Origin of the sequence: Streptomyces sp. NBC_01261 (genome assembly GCF_036226385.1) — a bacterium.
Classification (GTDB): Bacteria; Actinomycetota; Actinomycetes; order Streptomycetales; family Streptomycetaceae; genus Streptomyces.
The window spans coordinates 1026692-1048366 of the sequence record NZ_CP108463.1 but is presented as its reverse complement, the minus strand read 5'-3'; the positions used below and the strand labels follow the sequence as shown (position 1 = coordinate 1048366).

General features: G+C 69.9%; 15 protein-coding genes. 9 read left to right on the top strand and 6 right to left on the bottom strand.

What is annotated here, in order from left to right; all coding sequences use genetic code 11:
* Positions 1–38 precede the first annotated feature (38 nt).
* Positions 39–782, top strand: a complete 744-nt coding sequence (locus OG226_RS04565) for a hypothetical protein (RefSeq protein WP_329347997.1) — start codon at positions 39–41, stop codon at positions 780–782.
* 132 nt (positions 783–914) lie between these two features.
* Positions 915–2570 (top strand): carboxylesterase/lipase family protein, encoded by a 1656-nt coding sequence (locus OG226_RS04560; protein ID WP_328675297.1) that lies wholly within the window; start codon positions 915–917, stop codon positions 2568–2570.
* Positions 2571–2580: 10 nt separating this feature from the next.
* Here the strand turns inward: OG226_RS04560 and OG226_RS04555 are convergent, their stop codons facing one another.
* On the bottom strand, positions 2581–3804 hold the full coding sequence (locus tag OG226_RS04555) for a chitinase (protein ID WP_328675296.1): 1224 nt from the start codon (positions 3802–3804) through the stop codon (positions 2581–2583).
* A 235-nt stretch (positions 3805–4039) separates the two neighbouring features.
* On the opposite strand from OG226_RS04555, the gene OG226_RS04550 reads away from it, so the two are divergent.
* From OG226_RS04550 to OG226_RS04535, 4 genes are all read left to right on the top strand, one after another.
* Positions 4040–7414: a pyruvate carboxylase gene (locus tag OG226_RS04550; protein ID WP_329353320.1), complete on the top strand. Its 3375-nt coding sequence runs from the start codon at positions 4040–4042 to the stop codon at positions 7412–7414.
* 244 nt (positions 7415–7658) lie between these two features.
* Positions 7659–8258: an isochorismatase family protein gene (locus OG226_RS04545; protein ID WP_329347996.1), complete on the top strand. Its 600-nt coding sequence runs from the start codon at positions 7659–7661 to the stop codon at positions 8256–8258.
* A gap of 10 nt (positions 8259–8268) precedes the next feature.
* Positions 8269–9177, top strand: coding sequence for a GlxA family transcriptional regulator (locus tag OG226_RS04540; protein ID WP_329347995.1), 909 nt, complete (start codon positions 8269–8271; stop codon positions 9175–9177).
* A 90-nt stretch (positions 9178–9267) separates the two neighbouring features.
* Positions 9268–9882 (top strand): DinB family protein, encoded by a 615-nt coding sequence (locus OG226_RS04535; RefSeq protein WP_329347994.1) that lies wholly within the window; start codon positions 9268–9270, stop codon positions 9880–9882.
* Positions 9883–9885: 3 nt separating this feature from the next.
* Here OG226_RS04535 and OG226_RS04530 read toward each other — a convergent pair whose 3' ends face one another.
* The 3 genes from OG226_RS04530 to OG226_RS04520 all read right to left on the bottom strand — a co-directional run bounded on the left by OG226_RS04530 (position 9886) and on the right by OG226_RS04520 (position 13496).
* Positions 9886–11367, bottom strand: coding sequence for a UxaA family hydrolase (locus OG226_RS04530; RefSeq protein WP_329347993.1), 1482 nt, complete (start codon positions 11365–11367; stop codon positions 9886–9888).
* Positions 11368–11570: 203 nt separating this feature from the next.
* A complete protein-coding gene (locus OG226_RS04525) occupies positions 11571–12449 on the bottom strand; it encodes an SMP-30/gluconolactonase/LRE family protein (RefSeq protein ID WP_329347992.1) in 879 nt (292 codons plus the stop codon).
* A gap of 114 nt (positions 12450–12563) precedes the next feature.
* Positions 12564–13496, bottom strand: coding sequence for a LysR family transcriptional regulator (locus OG226_RS04520; protein WP_329347991.1), 933 nt, complete (start codon positions 13494–13496; stop codon positions 12564–12566).
* Between the two features lie 137 nt (positions 13497–13633).
* On the opposite strand from OG226_RS04520, the gene OG226_RS04515 reads away from it, so the two are divergent.
* Both OG226_RS04515 and OG226_RS04510 read left to right on the top strand, forming a co-directional pair.
* A complete protein-coding gene (locus OG226_RS04515) occupies positions 13634–14836 on the top strand; it encodes a mandelate racemase/muconate lactonizing enzyme family protein (RefSeq protein ID WP_329347990.1) in 1203 nt (400 codons plus the stop codon).
* 33 nt (positions 14837–14869) lie between these two features.
* Positions 14870–15628 carry an SDR family NAD(P)-dependent oxidoreductase gene (locus tag OG226_RS04510; protein WP_329347989.1) on the top strand — a complete coding sequence of 253 codons (759 nt, stop codon included), beginning with the start codon at positions 14870–14872 and terminating at the stop codon, positions 15626–15628.
* 21 nt (positions 15629–15649) lie between these two features.
* Here OG226_RS04510 and OG226_RS04505 read toward each other — a convergent pair whose 3' ends face one another.
* Positions 15650–17995, bottom strand: a complete 2346-nt coding sequence (locus OG226_RS04505) for a glycoside hydrolase family 95 protein (protein WP_329347988.1) — start codon at positions 17993–17995, stop codon at positions 15650–15652.
* A gap of 52 nt (positions 17996–18047) precedes the next feature.
* Positions 18048–19199, bottom strand: coding sequence for an ROK family transcriptional regulator (locus OG226_RS04500; RefSeq protein WP_329347987.1), 1152 nt, complete (start codon positions 19197–19199; stop codon positions 18048–18050).
* A 369-nt stretch (positions 19200–19568) separates the two neighbouring features.
* On the opposite strand from OG226_RS04500, the gene OG226_RS04495 reads away from it, so the two are divergent.
* Entirely contained in the window at positions 19569–21647 is a 2079-nt protein-coding gene (locus tag OG226_RS04495; protein ID WP_329347986.1) for a fibronectin type III domain-containing protein, read from the top strand.
* Positions 21648–21675: the final 28 nt, after the last annotated feature.

Below are 21675 nucleotides of genomic sequence, written 5' to 3'. Positions count from 1 at the left end.
GTCATCCGATCTACCGTTGACCGGGGACAATCGCTGCCATGACGGACGGTACGGACGGTAGGGACGACTCCAGCAGTCGCTTGGCAAGGATCGAGCGGCTGCTGGAGGACGGCGGGCGCGATGTGGTGCCCGCGTGGCGCAGGGTGACGCGCGGCGAGACACGGTGGGCGGTGTCCGCCGTGATCCTGGTGGCGTTCGCCCTGCAGATGGCGCTGCCGCACCGGCTCGCCTTCCAGCCGTACTGGCTGCTGCCGGCCCTCGAACTCGCGCTGATGGTCGGCCTGTTCGTCGCCAATCCCCGGCGGATCGAGCCCGGTACCCGGTGGTTGCGCTGGCCGAGCCTGGTTCTGACGGGCGTGATCAGCCTGGCCAACAGCTGGTCGGCGGTCCGGCTGGTGGTGGGTCTGGTCAGGGGCACCGAGGGCCTGGACGCCGGGCCGTTGCTGCTGACCGGCGGTGCCATCTGGCTGACGAACGTCATCGTGTTCGCCCTCTGGTACTGGGAGTGGGACCGCGGCGGGCCGATGGCGCGGGTCATGGGGCACCACCAGTACGCCGACTTCCTCTTCGTCCAGATGCAGAGCCCGGAGACCGCGCCGCCGGACTGGGAACCGGTGTTCCTGGACTACCTGTACCTGTCCTTCACCAACTCCACGGCCTTCAGCCCGACCGACGTGATGCCGCTCTCCCGCTGGGCGAAGATGCTGATGATGGGCCAGTCCTCGGTCTCCGTGTCGATCGTGGTCCTGGTCGTCGCGCGGGCGGTCAACATCCTTCGATAGCAAGCGAGTTGAACTGTCGAACGGCTGTCGAAACTGTCGAGTCTGTGAGTCCGGGCGTTCCGCTTGCCGCGCCCCGGCGGTCGCCCGAGCATGGTGCGACTCGCCCGTCCCCCCACTCGACAGGGAGCTCCCGTGCGCTCGCGAGACCTCAACCGCCGTGGCTTTCTCGCCGGTACCGCCGCCGCTGTGCTGGCGACCGGCGTCGACTCCGGTGTCGCGTCGGCCGCCGACCGACGTACCAGCCGGAGCGCCGACGACCCTGTGACCACGGAGTCCGGCCAAGTCACCGGTATCCAGGGCGGGTTGAAAGACATCGTCGCTTACAAGGGCATCCCGTACGCGGACACCACCGCCGGTGCCAACCGCTGGCGCCCGCCCCGGTCCGCGCCGTCCTGGGACGGGATCCGCAAGGCGAACGCCTGGGGTCCCGCCTGCCCGCAGCCCGTCTCGGGCATCCCGAGCGACCAGGTGCCGTCCCTGAGCGAGGACTGCCTCAACCTCAACATCTGGACGGGCGCGGCCACTTCGGGCGACAGCAGACCGGTCCTCGTCTGGCTCCCCGGCGGCCATGACACCGCGATCTGGACCGGACAGGAGATCTACAACGGCTCCCTGCTGGCGAACAAGGGCGTCGTCTTCGTCAGCGTCAACCACCGCGTCGGCCCCTTCGCCGACCTCGCCCACCCCGACCTGAGCGCCGAGTCCGGGCACGCCGCCTCCGGCAACTGGGGCGCCCTGGACGCCGTAGCGGCCCTGGAGTGGGTGTCCCGCAACATCGCCGCGTTCGGCGGCGACCCGGACCGAGTGACGCTCGGCGGCTGGCAGAACGGCGGGAACCTCGTCAACGTCCTGATGGCCTCGCAGGCGGCCCGAGGCCTGTTCCACCGGGCCCTGCTGCCGTCCGGCGCGCACTACACGAAGGACCCCGCACTCGGCCGACCGCCGTACGGCTACCGTACGTTGGCGGACGCCGAGACCAACGGCACCGCCTTCGCGGACTACTTGGGCTGCTCGGCCCTCACCGACCTTCGCGCACTTTCGGCCGACGAGATCGTGGCGCGGACCTACGCAGCCGACGCACCGGCCGACGCCACCGGATTCGGCGACGTGCTCGACGGCTACGTCCTGCCGAGCACGTACACCGCCGCCATGGAGGCGGGCAGGGAGACCGACGTACCCGTCCTCACCGGCAACTGCCGTGACGGGAGCAGTGCTTCACTCACGCCGGCCGAGTACCAGGCCTACGCCGAGAGTCAGTTCGGGCCTGTCGGCCTCACGGACACGTTCCTCGGCCTGTACCCGGCGACCACCGACGCCGAGGCGACCACGCAGTACAACTCCTACGCGCGGGACGAGGAGCGTGTCTCGACCTTCCTGTGGGGCGGACAGTTCGAGGACACCGCGGGCAATCGCGGCCCGGTCCACACCTACTTCTGGACCCGGGTCCCGCCGGGCCACGATGCCACCAACCCCGTGGTCGGGAGCGGCAGTTCGGGCGCCTTCGACGGGTCCGACGTCTACTACCTGCTCGGTTTCCTCTACAACACCGACCGGCCGTGGGCGGGGCGCGACTACGACATCGCCGACACCACCGCCTCGTACGTGGCGAACTTCGCGGCCACCGGAGACCCCAACGGCGGCAGCCTCACCACCTGGCCGGCCCTGGACGCCGGCAGCCCGCAGACGATGGAACTCGGCGACCGCTTCGCCCCGCTCCCGGCAGCGGACAGCGACGTCAAGTACGCCTTTCTCAAGGCCTACTTGACGTCGCAGCCCATGTCCTACTGATCCCGCCGGATCAGCAGGAGCCCTCGTCCTGCCACGGGCCCCACTGGGAGGCACCGGGCACCTCGTTCTGGGTCCACCACTTGGCCACCCAGTTGTGGTTGCCGTACGACACCTCGTTGCCCTGCGTGTAGACGGCCGTGGAACTCCACGCCGTCTTGCACGTGCCGGGGGTGGGCGTCGGGGTCGGGGTCGGCGTGGGCGTCGAGGTCGGCGGGGTCACGCCCGCGAACTGCACCGAGTACTTGGCGAAGTCCCACGCGTTCTGTGCCACGCTGGAGCAAGTCCCGGACGTCGTACCGCCGTTGTCGACCGGACTGCACTGACGGTCGCGGTTGAGGGACCAGAACGTGAAGCGGTCCATGTTGTGGCTGGTGGCGTAGTTCAGGACGGTCTGGAAGTCCGCCTGGGTGAAGTACTCGCCGGTGTCGCTGCGGCCGTTCATCCCCGAGAAGCCCTCGTGGGCGTACGCGGTCGCCTGGCTCCAGCCGAACGTGGACTGCAGGATGGAGTTGAAGTTGGTGAGCGCGCTGGTCTGCGAGGCCGCGCCGTTGAAGCCGCCGTCGAACGGCATGATGGAGAAGTTGTTCGGCGTGAAGCCCTGCGACTTCGCCTCCAGCAGCATCTGCTTGCCGAACCAGCCCGTGCCGTCCGCCGTGCCGGCCGTGGTGACGGAGACGTACAGGCCCGCGTTGTTCTGCTGGAGGATCTTGGCCGCGCCGATCTCGTTGTGGATGGCCGCGGTGTTCTCGTACTCCGGCTCCTCCAGGTCGAAGTCGATCGCGTGCAGGCCGTACTTGGTGATCACCTGCTGGTACGCCGCCGCCGTCGAGGCCGGGTCGGAGCAGACCTGGCCGAGCTTCGTGCCGCCGTAGCCGCCGATGGAGACGGAGACGTCGCCGCCCTTGGCGCGGATCGTGTTGATCACCGACTGGACGGCGGTGTCCGAGGAGACCGGTGAGGTGCCGCCCCAGGTGGGGGAGCAGCCGCCGCCGTTGGGGGCGAGGACGAAGGCGAGCTGGAAGGCCTTGAGGCCCGTCGCGTCCATGATGGCGCCCGCGTCCGGCGGGTTGTTGTCCGTCGGCATCAGATAGGGGGCCGCGGCGTACCAGCGGTTGCTCAGCGCGGTGGCCGCGTCGGTGGCGCCCTGGGCGTTGGTCGCGACCAGCGCGGTCGTGCCCGCGGCGGCGGTCGTCACGGCGGCCGCCGCGGCCAGACATGCACGAAGACGTGTCACGTTGTGCCTCCGGTGGGAGTGGGGGAGGCGCCCAGCTTCTGGCGCTGTCGCGGCCACGTCAATGGATTGGACTGGACCAAATCTCACTTTGGACTAGACCATACGATTTCTTTACCGTCGGCTCGGCGGACCGCGTCGCGCGACACGTTTGCGACTAGTGTCCCGGCTCACATGGCGTTACAGGAGCTGCGCCGACACCATGGTGCACGTCATCGGCAGGCTGAAGGGATCGGGAATGTTCCGCAAGGTGCTGGTCGCCAACCGTGGAGAGATCGCGATCAGGGCGTTCCGCGCCGGCTATGAGCTGGGCGCGCGAACGGTCGCGGTCTTCCCCCACGAGGACCGCAATTCGCTGCACCGGCTCAAGGCCGACGAGGCCTACGAGATCGGTGAACCCGGGCATCCGGTCCGCGCCTATCTCTCCGTCGAGGAGATCGTCCGCGCGGCCCGACGAGCGGGAGCGGACGCGGTCTATCCGGGCTACGGGTTCCTCTCCGAGAACCCCGAACTCGCCCGCGCCTGCGAGGAGGCGGGCATCACCTTCGTCGGTCCCAGCGCCCACATCCTGGAGATGACCGGCAACAAGGCCACGGCGATCGCCGCCGCCCGCGCGGCCGGCGTACCCGTGCTCGGCTCCTCGGCGCCCTCCACGGACGTCGACGAACTGGTCCGCGCCGCCGAGGACATCGGCTTCCCCGTCTTCGTGAAGGCGGTCGCCGGCGGCGGCGGACGCGGTATGCGCCGCGTCGAGGACCCGGCCACCCTGCGCGAGTCCATCGAGGCGGCGGCCCGCGAGGCCATGTCCGCGTTCGGTGACGCCACGGTGTTCCTGGAGAAGGCCGTCGTCGACCCCCGGCACATCGAGGTGCAGATCCTCGCCGACGGCGAGGGCAACGTCATCCACCTCTTCGAGCGCGACTGCTCGCTGCAACGCCGCCACCAGAAGGTCGTCGAGCTGGCCCCCGCGCCCAACCTCGACCCCGAACTGCGCGACCGGATCTGCGCCGACGCGGTCCGCTTCGCCCGCGAGATCGGCTACCGCAACGCGGGCACCGTCGAGTTCCTCCTCGACCCATACGGCAAGCACGTCTTCATCGAGATGAACCCGCGCATCCAGGTCGAGCACACGGTCACCGAGGAGGTCACCGACGTCGACCTCGTCCAGGCCCAGCTGCGCATCGCCTCCGGCGAGACCCTCGCCGACCTCGGCCTCTCCCAGGAGACGGTCACCCTGCACGGCGCCGCCCTCCAGTGCCGTATCACCACCGAGGACCCCGCCAACGGCTTCCGCCCGGACACCGGCCGGATCAGCGCCTACCGCTCGCCCGGCGGGTCCGGTATCCGGCTCGACGGCGGAACGACCCACGCGGGTACGGAGATCAGCGCGCACTTCGACTCCATGCTGGTCAAACTCACCTGCCGGGGCCGGGACTTCACCACCGCCGTCAACCGGGCCCGGCGCGCCGTCGCCGAGTTCCGCATCCGCGGTGTGTCCACCAACATCCCGTTCCTGCAAGCGGTGCTGGACGACCCGGACTTCCAGGCCGGGCGGATCACCACCTCGTTCATCGAGCAGCGCCCGCAGCTGCTGACGGCTCGTCAGTCGGCCGACCGCGGAACCAAGTTGCTGACCTACCTGGCCGACGTCACGGTCAACAAGCCGCACGGCGAGCGCCCCGACCTGATCGACCCGACCACCAAGCTGCCCCCGGTCCCGACCGGTGAACCCCCGGCCGGTACAAGGCAGTTGCTCGCCGAACTCGGCCCCGAGGGCTTCGCCCGCCATCTGCGCGAGTCGCCGACCATCGGCGTCACCGACACCACCTTCCGCGACGCCCACCAGTCGCTCCTCGCCACCCGTGTCCGCACCAAGGACCTCCTCGCGGTCGCCCCGGTCGTCGCCCACACCGTGCCCCAACTGCTCTCCCTTGAGTGCTGGGGCGGCGCCACCTACGACGTGGCGCTGCGCTTCCTCGCCGAGGACCCCTGGGACCGCCTCGCCGCCCTGCGCGAGGCCGTCCCCAACATCTGCCTCCAGATGCTGCTGCGCGGCCGGAACACCGTCGGCTACACGCCCTACCCGACCCAGGTGACCGACGCCTTCGTCCAGGAGGCCGCCGCCACCGGCATCGACATCTTCCGCATCTTCGACGCGCTGAACGACGTCGGCCAGATGCGCCCGGCCATCGACGCCGTACGCGCCACCGGAACGTCGATCGCCGAGGTCGCCCTCTGCTACACCTCGGACCTGTCCGACCCCAACGAGCGCCTCTACACGCTGGATTACTACCTCCGCCTCGCGGAACAGATCGTAGAAGCGGGCGCCCACGTCCTCGCGGTGAAGGACATGGCGGGCCTGCTGCGCGCACCCGCCGCCGCGACGCTCGTATCGGCGCTGCGCCGGGAGTTCGGCCTGCCGGTCCACCTGCACACCCACGACACGGCGGGCGGTCAGCTCGCGACCTACCTCGCGGCGATCCAGGCCGGCGCGGACGCCGTGGACGGGGCGGTGGCCTCCATGGCGGGCACCACCTCGCAGCCGTCCCTCTCCGCGATCGTCGCCGCGACCGACTACTCCGACCGCCCCACCGGCCTCGACCTCCAGGCCATCGGCGACCTGGAGCCGTACTGGGAGAGCGTCCGCAAGATCTACGCCCCCTTCGAGGCGGGCCTCGCCTCACCCACCGGCCGCGTCTACCACCACGAGATCCCCGGCGGCCAGCTCTCCAACCTGCGCACCCAGGCCATCGCGCTCGGCCTCGGCGACCGCTTCGAGGACATCGAGGCGATGTACGCCGCCGCCGACCGCATCCTCGGCCACCTCGTGAAGGTCACCCCGTCGTCGAAGGTCGTCGGCGACCTCGCCCTGCACCTCGTCGGCGCCGGAGTGAGCCCCGCCGACTTCGAGGCGTCCCCCGACCGCTACGACATCCCCGACTCCGTGATCGGCTTCCTGCGCGGCGAGTTGGGCACCCCGCCCGGCGGCTGGCCCGAACCGTTCCGCACCAAGGCACTCCAGGGCCGCGCCGCCCCCAAGCCCGTCCAGGAACTCAGCCCCGAGGACCGCACAGCCCTCGACAAGGACCGCCGCGCCACCCTCAACCGCCTCCTGTTCCCCGGACCGACCCGCGAGTTCGAGACCCACCGCCAGACCTACGGCGACACCAGCGTCCTCGACAGCAAGGACTTCTTCTACGGCATCCGGCCCGGCAAGGAGTACACGGTCGACCTGGAGCCCGGCGTCCGTCTCCTGATCGAGCTGGAGGCCGTCGGCGAGGCCGACGAACGCGGGCTGCGCACGGTGATGTCCGCGCTGAACGGGCAACTCCGGCCGATCCAGGTCCGTGACACCGCAGCCGCCTCCGACATCCCCGTCACAGAGAAGGCCGACCGCACCAACCAGGGTCATGTCGCGGCCCCGTTCGCGGGCGTGGTCACCCTCGCGGTCGAGGAGGGCGACGAGGTGGAGGCCGGTGTCACCGTCGCCACGATCGAGGCCATGAAGATGGAGGCGTCGATCACCGCACCCAAGTCCGGCCGCGTCTCCCGCCTCGCGATCAACCGCATCCAGCAGGTGGAGGGCGGCGACCTGCTCGTCGAACTGAGGTAGGCGGTACGGCGGCGGACGGGTCGATCCGGCGACCGGAGTTGAGGTGGTCGGGCCAGCGGTGGGCGGTTCGACCCGCTGGCCGGAGTTGAGGCAGGCGGTACGGCGGGAGGCGGCGCGAACCGGTGACCGGTGTCTTCAGGCAGGCGGTACGGCGGCAGGCCGTTCGACCCGGTGACCGGATCGGTCCGGTCCCGGACCCGATGCGGCCTGTCGCCGCGCCGCCCGCACGGCGCAGTCTTGGGACATGACCCGAGCACTGATCGTCATCGACGTCCAGGAATCCTTCCGCGCCCGCCCGCTGTGGGAGACCATCTCCGACCCGAAGATCGCCGAACAGGCGAACCGGCTGGTCCAGCTCGCCCGCCGGGCCGGTGACCTCGTGGTCTGGGTGCTGCACTCCGAGCCCGGCAGCGGCGACGTCTTCGACCCGGCCCTCGGCCACGTGCGGCTCATCGACGGACTGGAGCGCGCGGACGGCGAACCGCTCCTCCACAAGACCTCGCACAACGCCTTCACCACCACCAACCTGCAACAGCTCCTCACCGAACGCGGTGTCCGCGAGATCACCGTCTGCGGCATCCGCACCGAGCAGTGCGTCGAGACCACGACCCGGGTCGCGAGCGACTTCGGCTACCAGGTCACGTTCGTCACCGACGCGACCGCGACGAACCCCATCCCGCACCGCGACGCCCCCGCCGACCAGACTGTCGCCGAACTCCTCGCCGACCCCCGCACCCTCCCCGCCGACGAGGTCATCCGGCGCACCGAGTACGCCCTCGCCGGCCGCTTCGCCACCATCGCGACGGTCGACCAACTGGAAGCCGCCGCCGCACATCAGGCATGATGACCGGATCGTGAGCCACGTCGTCTTCTTCCTGGTACCCGGAGTCCACCTGCTGGACCTGGCAGGCCCCGCGCAGGTCTTCTCCACGTCCGCCGACTTCGGGCACCCCTACACGCTCTCCTACGTCGCCGAGCAGCCCCAGGTCACCAGCGCCCAGGGGCTGCCGCTGGCCGCCGGGCTCGACTGGCCCGAGCTGGGCCCCGAGGACCTGATCGTGGTGCCGGGATGGCGTGCCGTCACCCTGGCCGACGCACCCGCCATCGGCGCTACGACGCTGCGGGCGCTCCGGGACCACCACGCCCGGGGCGGGACGGTGGCCAGCGTCTGCGCCGGAGCCGACGCGCTCGGCCGGGCCGGACTCCTCGACGGCCGCCACTGCACCACCCACCACGACGTCCAGGACGAACTCGCCCTGCGCCACCCGAAGGCGACGGTCGTCCGCGACGTCCTGTTCACCACCGACGACCGGGTCATCACCTCGGCCGGCATCGCCAGCGGCATCGACCTCGCCCTGCACCTCGTCGCCACCCGGCACGGCCCCGCCGTGGCCGCGCAGATCGCCCGGGACATGGTCGTCTACGCCCGCCGCAACGGCCACGAACCGCAGACCAGCGCGATGCTCCGGCACCGTTCTCACCTCGACGACACGGTGCACCGCGCCCAGGACCTCATCGACACCCGCTTCGACGAGGCACTTCCGCTGCCCGCCCTTGCTGCGGCAGTCGGTGTCAGCGAGCGCACCCTGACCCGTCTCTTCGGCCGGGCCACCGGGCTCACCCCGCTGCGCTACCAGCAGACCCTGCGCCTCGAACGTGCCGAGCACCTCATCAGCCACGGCGCCACGATCGACGCCGCCGCGCGGTCGGTCGGGTTCGAGGACGCCCGGATGCTGCGCCGACTGCGGGCTCGTACTCCGTAATTGAGGGGCGGCGGAGCAGGGACGCTGTTAGGTTGCCGGGTCGGCAGACCGCCGTATCGAAACCCGACCGGCTCGCCACAGGAGTGCTCCGTGATCCCACCCCGTCTGGTACCTCTTCTGGAACAGTTCGACTTCGCGTGCGAACGCCTCTCCAGCCGGATGACAGGGCCCGTCATGGACAGCGGCGACGGGACGGACACCCGGGTCGGGCCCATGACCGACGCGGAGTACCTCTGGGAGCCGGTGCCGGACTGCTGGTCGGTGCGACGGCGGACGGACGGGCCCGGAGTGCGGGCAACTGCCCTGACGGGACAGGGTGATTGGGGGCGCGACGCCGCCGCCTATCCGCACCCGTGGCCGCCGCCCTTCACCACCGTCGCGTGGCGGCTGAGCCACCTCACCGAGCTGCTGACCCTGCGCGCCGACCACACGGCGGGAAGCCGTACGTTGACCCGCGACGACTTCTCCGTCAGCGGCGACGCCGTCGGTGCGATCGATGCCTTCGACGCGGGTACGGGTGCCTGGCGGGAGGCGCTGGTGAATGCCGGCGAGGCCGCGCTCGACACCGTGGGGTACTGCACCTATCCGCACGGCAGCGACGCGGAGGAGCCGTTCATCGACATCGTGTGGTGGGTCAACCAGGAAGTGCTGCACCACGGAGCCGAGATCGCGATGCTGCGTGACCTGTACCGAGAGCGTGGTTGACCTTTACAGGACCGCTCCCATGCGCCAGGGGACGATCTCCTCCGTCCCGAACCCGAGCGCCTCGGACTTGCTCTCCGCACCGGAGGCCATGTCCACGAGGGCCTCGAACAGGGCGGTGCCGTAAGTGAGTTGATCGGCGTGGCTCATCGCGGGCCCGGCGTCGAAGTCGATGTCGCCGCGCATCCGTTCGTAGAGCCCGCTGGTGGTGCTGATCTTCAGGCAGGGGACGGGACGGGAGCCGAAGAGCGAGCCGCGGCCGGTCGTGAAGGCGAGCAGGTTCGCGCCGCCGGCGACCATGCCGGTGGCCGACACCGGGTCGTAGCCGGGGGTGTCCATGAAGGTGAGGCCCGGCGCGGTGACCGGCTCCGCGTAGTCGATGACGTCGTTCAGCGGACTGGTCCCGGACTTGAGTACGGCGCCGAGGGACTTCTCCCAGATGGTCGTGATGCCGCCGGCCCGGTTTCCGCGGGACGGATTGTTGTCGAGGGTCGCGCCGTTGGCGGCCGTGTACTCCTGCCACCAGGCGATGAGTTGGTCGATGCGGGCCGCTGCTTCCGGGGTTGCTGCCCTGTCCCGCAGGAGGTGGTGGGCGCCGTAGATCTCCGGGGTCTCGCCGAGTACGACCTTGCCGCCGGCCGCGACGAGCAGGTCCGCCGCCACACCTAGCGTGGGGTTGGCGGTCAGGCCGGAGTAGGCGTCGCTGCCGCCGCATTGGAGGCCCAGGGTGAGTTCGGCGAGCGGGATCGGGACGCGGTGCGTCTGGGTGATGCGGGAGACGAGGTCCGAGATGCGGTCCAGTGCGGTGTTCAACGTGGCTGTGGTGCCGCCGAGTTGCTGGATGGTGAGCATCTCCGTGCTCGTGCTGTCGCTCACGCCGACGATGTTCTCCGGCTGGTTCACCTCGCAGCCGAGACTGATCAGGAGGGAGCCCGCGACGTTGGCGTGGCCGAGGTAACCGCGCAGCGTGCGCCGCAGGATCGCGTCCCCGGGAGTGCCCTCCGCCATTCCGCAGCCGAGGTCGTGCGGGAGCGCGATGACGCCGTCGAGGCCCGGTGTTCCCTTGTGCAGGGCGTCGGCGCGCAGGGCGATCATGCGGGCCACCGTGGCGGAGCAGTTCACGGTCGGGAGGACGACGATGTAGTTCCGGGTGGCCGCGCGTCCGTCGGCCCTGCGGTAGCCGAGGAAGTGGTCGCGGGCGGGGGAGCCGGCGGTCGGTCGCGTGCGCGTCGGTGACGTACTCGTAGTCGGCGTCTCCCAGCGGCCGACTCCCAGGTTGTGCACGTGGACGTGGCCACCCGCCGGGATGTCGGCCAGGGCCACGCCGATGACCTCGCCGTACTTGCGGACCGGGGCGCCCTTCGGGATGGCGTGCAGCGCGACCTTGTGCCCGGCGGGGATGTCCTCGGCGGACGGCGTCGTGCCGTCGGCGAGTTCGAGGAGCGTTCCGCGTGGCGCATCCCCGAGAAGCAGCCCTATGTCGTCCACGCCGGGACGAGGCACCAGCGGCCTGACGGTTGCCGCCGGTCCTGGACCCGGTCCCGGTCCCTCTGCGTCACGACGTTCATGGTTCACGTGATCGACCGTAGGACGCCAACACCCCACAGGGGAAAGACGGTTATCGATGGTCCGTCATCCGGAATACGAATGCGCGCTGCCCCGAGGGGAGGTGGGCCGGAAGGGCGGTTGGGTCAGGCGCGGAACGGCCGGACGGGAACCCCCTCCGTCCCGGTCTCGACGACGAACACGGAGCCGGAGAGCGGGGAGTTGGTCAACTCCTCGGCGGAGAGGCCGTTCCGGGCGGAGGTGATGAACAGGCGGCCGTCCGCGCCGAAGGCACAACTCGTCGGCTGGAGCACGGGCACCGGTAAGAGCCCGACGACGCGGCCCGTCGGGTCGTAGCGCCGTACTTCGCGTCCGCCGTGCATGGCCACCCAGAAGCAGCCCTCGACGTCGACCGCGAGGCCGTCCGGTACGCCGACTCCCTCGGTCTTGGTCAGCACCTCCAGGCGGCCGAGTTCTCCCGGCTCGGCGTGGAAGTCCGCGCGGTACAGGAGGTTGGCGTAGCTGTCGGCGAGGTACATGACGGTGTCCTCGGCGTTCCAGCCGAGCCCGTTCGGCAGGACGAGTCCGTCCGCGACGACGACGCTCGGGCCGTCGCCGTCCCACCGGTGCAGCCGGCCCTGGCCCGGTGCGAACTCCATGTCGTTGCTGCCTGCCCAGAACCTGCCGCGGGAGTCCACCTTGCCGTCGTTCATGCGCAGGTTCGGCTCGGGGAGGACCGCGTCGACCAGGGTCAGCCCGTCGGCGGTGACGTAGCCGAAGCCGTCCGCCACCGCGACGGCGAAACCGTCGTCCGTCGCACGCGGTGCTACCGCGCCGATCATCGTGCCGACGTCCGTGACGGTCTGTCGACCGGCGGACAGGCTGTCTTGAAAAATCTTGCGGCCGTAGATGTCGACCCAGAGGAGATGCCCGGTACGAGGATCGAACACCGGCCCCTCACCCACGTCCGACGTGTCATTGCGTACCGCCACATCGAGATTCGTGTACGTGCGGACATCGGTCATCGTGACTCCATTCGCTCTGCCTCTCGTTCCCTCAACCTCGCCCCGGGTGCACGCGATCGTCAACGCCGACCAACGGATGAGCGGCATTCGTTCCGCGAATGGATCCGGGCCGCGTCACACCGGTGGAACGGCGGTCGTGCCTTCAGGCCTCGGCGTTCTTATCACCGCTCGGATGAATGCTTGTGCGGCGGCGCCCAGTGGTCGTTCCGAGTGCCACCAGATTCCCACGTCCCGATAGCGGTTGAGACGCTGAATGGGGCGCATCTCCATTCCCTCGCGCAGGATCATCACCGCGCCCAGATAGTTGATGATGCCGATTCCGTGTCCGGCGCGGACCATCGCACCGAGCGTGGTCGGCTGATGGGAGACGGTTCCGGAGGGTGCGACCAGGTCCTTGATGCTCAATTCGACCTCGGCCTCGTATCCGACGACCGTATTCGCGAGGGGATCGCCGATCGTGATGACGCGTTGGTCCGCGAAGTCCGCGAGTTCGATCCCGCTCTTCTTGAGCAGCGGATGACCGGTCGGGGCGAGCATGACGAAGGGTTCCCGCCACAGCGGACGCATGGTGAACCCGTGGTCGTGCGGCTCGGGCCGGACCGGGCGCAGGGCCACCGAGACCCGCCGCTCGGACAGCGCCGCCTCGATGAAGCCCGCGTCCCCGTCCAGGACCGCCACCCGGATCCGCGGATACTCCTTCTGGAGTGCCGTGATGACCGCCGGGAGGAATTCCGAACTCCCGCTGGCGAAACTCGCGACCGTGACCGTTCCGGAGATATCACCTCGGTCGGTCTGGCGCGCGGTGACCAATTCGTCGGCGGCGGCGAGAACCGACCGTGCCCGGGCGAGCAGAGCGCGCCCGTCGTCGGTGAGGGTGAGCGGTCGGATACGGCGTTCGATGAGCAGACAGCCGAGTTCGCGTTCCAGATTCGCGATGTGTGCCGAGACACGCGGTTGCGACAGATGCAGCTTTTCGGCCGCTCTGGTGAAACCGCCGGTATCCACGACCTCGACCCAGGTACGCAACCAGGCCAGTTCGAGCGTCATTGACCGAACCTCCTCTCCTCGCGGCCGGACCACCATCGGCGGGGAATTCCCGCTGACAGCCTGTCATCTGCGCGGCAGATCATGTGTATTCGTATTTCGCTGTTGACGAGTTCCGGCGGCCATGGCCGACTGGGACAATGACCGATCAGACTTCTTTCGGCACCGCCCGCGGGCTGCTGTCCGCGCACGGAGCGGACCTCCTGCGCGGCGACGACGGTGCCGTGATCACCTCCGTGGAGACCTACGCCCTCGCCGTGCCCCTGAAGCGCCCCATCGCCGACTCCACGGCCGCCATGGCGCACTGGACGGTGCCCGTGGTCGAGATCCGCACCGCCGACGGCCTGGTCGGGACGGGGATCTCCGGCGTGCACTGCGCTCCCGAACTCCTCTCCGACGTCATCCTCTCCTACTATGCCGACGCCCTCCTGGACACCTCGTCGGAGGACATCCTGGGCACCTGGAAGCGCCTGTACTGGCTGCCCACGCACTGGATCGGCCGGGCCGGCGTCGTCCACATGGCGCTCGCCATGGTCGACATCGCCCTGTGGGACCTCGCCGCCCAGCGGGCCGGAATGCCCCTGTGGCGCCTCCTCGGCGGCACCCAGGAGAGCGTCGAGGCATACAACACCGACGGCGGCTGGCTCAACCTCACCGACTCCGAACTCGTCCGGGATCTCACCTCGTTGGTCGACCACGGCTGGTCCCGGGTGAAGATCAAGGTGGGGCGCTCCGACTGGCGCGAGGACGCCCGCCGCGTCCGCGCGGTCCGGCGGGCGCTCGGCGACGACGTGACCCTGATGTGCGACGCCAACCAACGCTGGGACCTGTCCACGGCCAACCAGATCATGCCGGTCCTGGAGGAAGCCGCGATGGACTGGGTCGAGGAGCCGTTCCACGCCGACGACCTCCAGGCCCACGCCCGCCTCCAGGCGTCGACCCGGCTGGACGTGGCGGCCGGTGAGAGCATCTACTCCTACCACCAGTTCGCCTCCTTCATGGCCGCCGACGCCATCCGCGTCGTCCAGGCCGACGTCACCAGGGTCGGCGGCGTCACCGAGTTCCTGCAGATCGCCGCGCACGCGGCGGCACGGGGCCTGCGGTTCGCGCCGCACGCCGGCGACATGATGCAGGTGCACCAGCACCTCGTCGGCACCGTCCTCTCGGAGGTGCCGCCACTCGTCGAGTTCATCCCCTGGACGCAGGAAGCCTTCGTCGAGCGCAGCGTCGTACGCGAGGGACTCATGGAGCGTCCGCACGGTCCCGGCGCCTCGACCGCGATCGACCCGGCCGCGCGGATGCGATGGCAACTCCCCGGAGTGGGCTCGACCAAAACCCTCTGAGACCCCGGACCGCCCACCGACGGAAGGACCGAGATGACCGAGTCGCTCCAGCGGCACACCGAGGAGCGCGTGGCCGTCGTCACCGGCGCGGGCCAGGGCATCGGGCGCGCCATCGCCGTGGCCCTCGCCGCCCGAGGCGTACGGGTCGTCGTCACCGACCGCAACACCGAGACCGGCACAGCCGTCGCCAAGGAGGTCGGCGGCGACTTCCTGCCCCTGGACGTCTCCGACCCCCGGGCCGTGGCGGGCGTCGCTGGCGAGGTCGTACGACGCTTCGACCGCGTCGACGTCCTGGTCAACAACGCCGGCATCGCCCACGAGGACGACGCCCTCGACGTGACGGACGAGATCTGGCACCGCGTCCTCGACGTCGACCTGACCGGCACCTTCGTGGCCTGCCGCGAGTTCGGCCACCACTTCGTGCGCCAGGGGTCCGGTTCGATCGTGAACATCTCCTCCATCGCCGCCTTCATCGGCTCCAACCCCGAGTACCACGTCGCCTACGACGTCGCGAAAGCCGGTGTCTCCCAGCTCGCGCGGTCCCTCGCGGTCGAGTGGGCGCAGTACGGAGTGCGGGTCAACGCCGTCGCGCCGGGCCGGACCCGCACCCCCATCCTCGACACGGTCGGGATGGACGACCCCCAGCGGATGACGCAGTGGATCGGCCAGATTCCGATGGGCCGCCTGCTGGAGGCCGAGGAGATCGCGGTCGCCGTCACGTTCGTGGCCCTCGACGCGACCGCCATGACCGGGCAGACCCTCCTCGTCGACGGCGGCCAGATCGCCCAGTGACCCGGTCACCGACGCCTGCCCTCAGCCGACACCGAGGGCAAGCGTCTCTCCCTCGGCGAGCCGGACTTCGAGGAGATCGGCGCCGTAGCGCACGCGTACGTCCGCAGCCCGTGACGCCCGGAGCGAGGCGATCGCCAACTGCCCGTCGCGCCACCGGATGTCGACGGTGAGACCGCCCCGGGCGCGTAGTCCGCGGACGCTGCCGTCGGGCCAGTCGGCGGGCAGCGCGGGCAGGAGTTCCACGTCCCGGCCGTCGGACTGGAGCAGCATCTCGGCCATCCCCGCCGTGCCGCCGGAGTTGCCGTCGAAGGAGTAGATGTTCTGCGCCGCGCCCGCCACCCCGCCGGCGGAGAACGACATCAGGTTCGCCTCGCTGGCGTCCGCGATCAGGCTGGTGAGGTGCCTGAGGGCCGTGTCGCCGTTGAGGAGACGGGCGTAGTAGACGGTGAAGTTGGCCTCGACCCACTCGGTCTGCTCCCAGCCCGGGGCCCGTTGCCTGCGCTCGATGGTGACCTCGGCGGCGCGGGCGAGGTCCGGTGTGTCGCGCGGGGTGATCTGGCGCTCCGGGAACAGTGCGCTGAGATGCGAGGTGTGCCGGTGGCTCGGCTCGGCCTCCTCGTGGTCGTGCAGCCACTCCTGCACCTGCCCGTGCCGCCCGATCCGCAACGGTGGCAGCCGGCGGCGCGCGGCGGCGATCCTGGTCCTCAACTCGGCGTCGACACCGAGCAGTTCGGCACTCTCCGCGCAGATCCGCAGCACGGCCTCCATGAACACCCGGTCCGCGGTGGCCCCCATGGACACCGAGCACCGGCTGCCGTCGGGCGCGAGATACCAGTTCTCCGGCGACTCCGACGGTCCCGTGACGAGCAGGCCCTGCGCCGGCTCCTCGACCGCGTAGCCGAGGAGGAACTCGGCGGCCCCGCGCAGGACCGGATACGCGCGCTCCCGGAGGAACGTCTCGTCACGGCCGTACTCGAAGTGCTCCCACAGCTGGAGCGCGAGCCAGGCTCCGCCGGTCACGTTCATGCCCCAGCCGATGCCGGAACCGGGTGCCGAGTACCCCCACGCGTTGGTCACCGTGTGCGCGACCCAGCCCGGCGCGCTGTACAACTCCTCGGCGGTCGCCCGGCCTTGGTCCGCCAGACGCTCCAACAGCCCGAACAGCGGCTCGTGGCACTCGGCCAGATTCGTCGACTCGGCGGCCCAGTAGTTCTGTTGGGTGTTGATGTCCAGGTGGAAGTCGTTCGTCCAGGGCGCGCTGCTCGCCAGGCCGTCGTTCCACAGACCCTGCAAGGCAAGCGGCAGAGGGGAGTTGGCGCGGGAACCGGCCATCGTCAGGTACCGGCCGAACTGGAAGTAGAGCGCTATGAGTTCGTCGTCGGCCTTCCCGGAGGCGAGCCGTTCGCGACGGGCATCGGTGGGCAGAGCGGCGAGTTCGGGCGGAGCCGAACCGAGATCCAGGGAGACTCGTCGCATCAGCGCCCGATGGTCCGCGATGTGCGCCTCCCGAACCGACCCGTAACCGGCCTCCAGGCCTGCGGACAGCAGCGATTCCGTGCGCGCTCGGGGGTCGGCTCCTGCCCAGTCGGTTCCTACGGCGATATAGAGGACCGCGCTGTCGGCGCCTTCCAGGCGGAGCGTGTCTCCCGCGTGGTGCGCGGTGCCGCCCTCGGTTTCGAGGTGGGCGCGGATCTCCAGGGCGACACCCTGCCGCCCGTCGCTGTGCAGGCTCTCGTAGGCGTGGCCGTTGAAGGTGACGGACGAGTCGGTGGCGGTTGTGTTGCCTGGGAGTACGCCGTCCCGGATCGAGAGGCCGAAGGTGAGCGACCGGGGCCGGTCCGCGGTGAGCCGGATCGCGATCAGTCCATGCGGGTTGGTGGCGAACACCTCGCGGGTGAAGCGGACTTCGTCCTGTACGTAGGTGACGGTGACGAGGCCTGTGTCCAGGTCAAGCGTCCGCCGGTAGTCCTGGGCCGGAACGCCTTCAGGGAAGGTGAGTTGCACCTCGGGCAGGGGCAGGTTGGTCCCGAACGACGGTGCTCTGCCCGGGAGATGCTCGGCGGCGAGCCGTTGCGCCTCGGCGTGGTTTCCGGCGAAGAGGAGTTCGCGGATGCGCGGGACCTGTTGCCGGGCGGTCGGGTTCAGGTCTGTTGTGGCGGGGCCGCCCGACCACGCGGTCGACTCGGAGAGCTGGATCCACTCCCGGTCGGTGCCGCCGTAGACCATGCCGCCCAGACGGCCGTTGCCGATGGGGAGAGCTTCGAACCAGCGGGTGGCGGGGCGGTCGTAGCGGAGTGTTCCGGGCGGGACGCGAACATCGCGGAGGCTCTGGTCACGGACGTTCTGGTCGGGGAGCGCTTTCAGCATGGCGGGTGCTTTCGGGACGGGGTGAAAGAGGGCAACTCGCGGTGGGCGTCGGCTACTTGGCGGGGGCGAAGACGTGTTGCGCGGCGACGGCGGCGCCGCCGCGGGCCCACTCCTCGAAGGGGAGGGGTCTGACGACGAGGTCGCAGTCGGCCGCGGCGCCGAAGGCCCGGGCGGCGAAGGTGGAGCGGATCTGGTCCTCGTAGAGGTCGTAAGTGGCCACGCCCTCACCGGAGATGATGATGCGTTCCGGGCCGATGAGGTTGGCCACGGACGCGAGGGCCAGGCCCAGGGCATGGCCTGCCCGGGCGAAGACTGCGCGAACATCGGCGTTGCCTGCATGGGCGAGGCGGACCGCGCCGTCCATCGTCAGGGTCGGGTCGCCCGTCGCCTGGCGGGCCTGATCCGTGATCGCCTGAGTGGAGGCGACGGCCTCGACGCAACCGGTGTTGCCGCAGGTGCACACCCGGTCGGTGCCGCCCACGGGAAGGTGGCCGACCTCCCCCGAGACACCGTGCGCCCCGGAGACGACCCGGCCGCCGATGGAGATGCCGCAGCCGATGCCCGCGCCGACGGTGACCAGGGCGAAGGACGACAGCCCGACCCCGACGCCGAACCACTGTTCCGCGACGGTCAGGGCGCGGACGTCGTTCTCGATGACGGTCGGCAAGTCCGTTGCGGACTCGACGAGTTGGGCCAGGGGCACGCGGCGCCAGTTCAGGAAAGGGGAGTACTGGACGGTTCCGGTGTGGCCGTCGACGTCCCCGGAGATCGTGACGCCGATGCCGTGGAGCGCGCCCGGTGTGTGCGGTGCCGCCTTCGCGTTCAACTGGTCGACGAGCCGGGCGACGGCCAGGACGACCGTACCGACGTCCCGCGAGCCGAGGACGGCCCGCGCGGAGGCCAGGGGTCTTGCGGTCAAGTCGGTGAGCGTGCCGATGAGTTCGTCACCGGTGATCTTCACGCCCACGAAGCGGGCGCGCTCGCCCCGGACCGCGATGAGGGTGGCCGGCCGGCCCTGGGTGCGCTCGGTCGAGCGGCCCAGCTCGTTGATCCAGCCGTCGGTCAGCAGGGGAGTGGCGACCTTCGTGACCGCGCCGGGCGACAGACCGGTACGGCGCCCGATCTCGGCGCGGGTGAGCGGGCCGTGGGCGAGGAGGGTCTGGAACAGCAGAGCGGCCGCGGGTGGCTGATCGGCGAGCGTCATGCGGCGACCATACATTTCCATTGGAAAAGAAGATAGAAGAAGGAACGCGTTGATCGGCGTCCTTCTTCCGCGCTCATCGCCTGATTCCGGCTTCATTCTTTCCACGAATACCGATGATTCGCGCGGCTCAATATGTTGACGCTGGAAGAAAAGCCTGGCTACATTCGCGGCACCTCAGGACAGGTGGATGGGACGTCCACCGACGCAGGTGGCGGCCGGTTTCCTCCCCGACCGGCCGTCGTCGTACGGCTACGAGGGCGGAACCGAACGCCCACTCACCCATTCCCCATGCGGCTGACCGTGCAGGGGCACTTTCCGGAGCTTCCCAGGGCCCCGCCGTGCCTTTTCGCGCCGAGATGGAGTAAACACATGGCTCGTCCAGCAGGACCCGCGGTATTCGTACGACACAGACTTCGTGCGGGTGGTGGGCGGCTGCGTCACCTGCCCGTCCTGGCCGCCGCCGCGCTCGTGGTATCGCTCGCGGCACCGGTCGCGGAGGCCTCCCCGACCCCGTCCAGCCCTGGCGGGCAGCAGGCCCTCCTGGCCGCCAAGCCGTATATGGGCTGGAGCAGTTGGAGCCTGGAGGCCACCAGCTACCCCGGCTACGGCGGGGTGAACTGGCTCACCGAGGCACACGTCAAGCAGCAGGCCGACGTGGTCGCCTCGAAGCTCAAGTCCCATGGCTACGAGTACATCAACGTGGACGCCGGCTGGTCGAAGGGCTTCGACGCGTACGCCCGGCCGACGGCGAACCCCACCACCTTCCCGCACGGCATGAAGTCCCTGGGCGACTACCTCCACCACAAGGGTCTCAAATTCGGGCTGTACCTGGCCGTCGGCCTCGACCCCGCCGCGTACGGCGACGGGACCACGGCGATCCACAACGCCCCCGGCTGCACGACCTCGGACACCGTCTATCCCGACCTGCGCAAGACCAACGGGTGGAACTCCGCGTACAAGATGGACTTCGCCAACCCCTGTGCGCAGAAGTACATCGACTCCGTCGCCGACCAACTCGCGGGCTGGGGCGTGGACTTCCTGAAGGTCGACGGCGTGGGCCCGGGCTCGTGGCAAGGAGACGCGGACCACGACAACACCCCGGACGTGAAGGCGTGGCACACCGCGCTCCAACAGACCGGCCGCCCCGTCCAGTTGACGCTGTCCTGGTCGCTGAGCCACACCCAGGCGGCGACCTGGAAGGCCGACTCCAACGGCTGGCGGATCGACACCGACGTCGAGTGCTACTGCGACACGCTGGTGACGTGGGACAACTCCCTGAAGGTGCGCTGGAACGACGTCGTGCAGTGGATCGACGACGCCGGACCCGGGCACTGGAACAACCTCGACTCCCTGAACGTAGGAGTCGGCACCATGGACGGCCTCACCGAGGCCGAGCGGCAGAGCTACACAACCCTGTGGGCCATCGAGTCGGCACCCCTGTACTCGGGTGACGACCTCACCAAACTCGACGCGTACGGGCTGAAGTTGCTCACCAACGACGAGGTCATCGCCGTGGACCAGGCCGGTCATCCGGCACGGCCCGTCAGCCAGACCACGAACCAGCAGACCTGGTACGCCCGTAATCCCGACGGCAGTTACACCGTCGCGTTGTTCAACCTGGGCTCCAAGGCCGCCGATGTCACCGCGGACCTCGCCGACCTGGGCATCAGCGGCACGGCCTCGGTCCGTGACCTGTGGCAGCACCAGAACCTCGGCCGCGTCTCCGGGCACCTCACGGAGAACCTGCCGGCGCACGGCTCGCGGCTCTTCACCTTCACGCCGAGCCGACAGGGCGCCGACCCCGGTACCCCGCTGGGCGTCCACGGCACCGCCGCCACCGCGACGAGCGTCTCGCTGGCCTGGGACAAGGTGAACACCGGCGCCTCACCCGGCACCCGCTACACCGTCTACGCCGACGGCCGGCCGGTGACCACCAGCACCGGCACCACGGCCACCGTGACGGGTCTGAGCGCCGCGAATGCCCACACCTTCACCGTCGTCGCCCGCGATGCCAAGGGCCGAACATCGGGACCCAGTAAGGCAGTTGGGGTCACCACCCCCGCGTCCGGCGGACCCACCGCCTACGAGGCCGAGGCACCCGCAAACACCCTCACCGGCAACGCCACCGTCGCGGGCTGCGACGGCTGCTCCGGGGGACAGAAGATCGGCAACCTCGGCGGCGGTGAGGTGGCCGTCAACCACGTCAGCGCCCCGAAGGACGGCACGTACCTGCTGAAGCTCGACTACGTGGACGGCGACTCAAGTCGCGTCATCGACCTGTCCGTTGGCGACACCACGCTCCAGATCCCGGTGCCCGGCACCAACGACAACAACTGGGGCGCCCCGCAGTCGCTCACCGTCCCGGTGCCGCTGAAGGCCGGGGACAACACGCTCCGCTTCGGCAACGCCACCGACTACGCACCCGACATCGACAAGATCACCGTCTGATCCACGAGTTCGTACGCACGCATTCGTA

Excerpts from the sequence above, each read along its gene's own strand:
- OG226_RS04520 (WP_329347991.1), bottom strand. The coding sequence starts at position 13,496 with ATGACGCTCGAACTGGCCTGGTTGCGTACCTGGGTCGAGGTCGTGGAT.
- OG226_RS04515 (WP_329347990.1), top strand. The coding sequence starts at position 13,634 with ATGACCGATCAGACTTCTTTCGGCACCGCCCGCGGGCTGCTGTCCGCG.
- OG226_RS04495 (WP_329347986.1), top strand. The coding sequence starts at position 19,569 with ATGGCTCGTCCAGCAGGACCCGCGGTATTCGTACGACACAGACTTCGT.
- OG226_RS04510 (WP_329347989.1), top strand. The coding sequence starts at position 14,870 with ATGACCGAGTCGCTCCAGCGGCACACCGAGGAGCGCGTGGCCGTCGTC.
- OG226_RS04525 (WP_329347992.1), bottom strand. The coding sequence starts at position 12,449 with ATGACCGATGTCCGCACGTACACGAATCTCGATGTGGCGGTACGCAAT.
- OG226_RS04500 (WP_329347987.1), bottom strand. The coding sequence starts at position 19,199 with ATGACGCTCGCCGATCAGCCACCCGCGGCCGCTCTGCTGTTCCAGACC.
- OG226_RS04550 (WP_329353320.1), top strand. The coding sequence starts at position 4,040 with ATGTTCCGCAAGGTGCTGGTCGCCAACCGTGGAGAGATCGCGATCAGG.
- OG226_RS04565 (WP_329347997.1), top strand. The coding sequence starts at position 39 with ATGACGGACGGTACGGACGGTAGGGACGACTCCAGCAGTCGCTTGGCA.
- OG226_RS04545 (WP_329347996.1), top strand. The coding sequence starts at position 7,659 with ATGACCCGAGCACTGATCGTCATCGACGTCCAGGAATCCTTCCGCGCC.
- OG226_RS04505 (WP_329347988.1), bottom strand. The coding sequence starts at position 17,995 with ATGCTGAAAGCGCTCCCCGACCAGAACGTCCGTGACCAGAGCCTCCGC.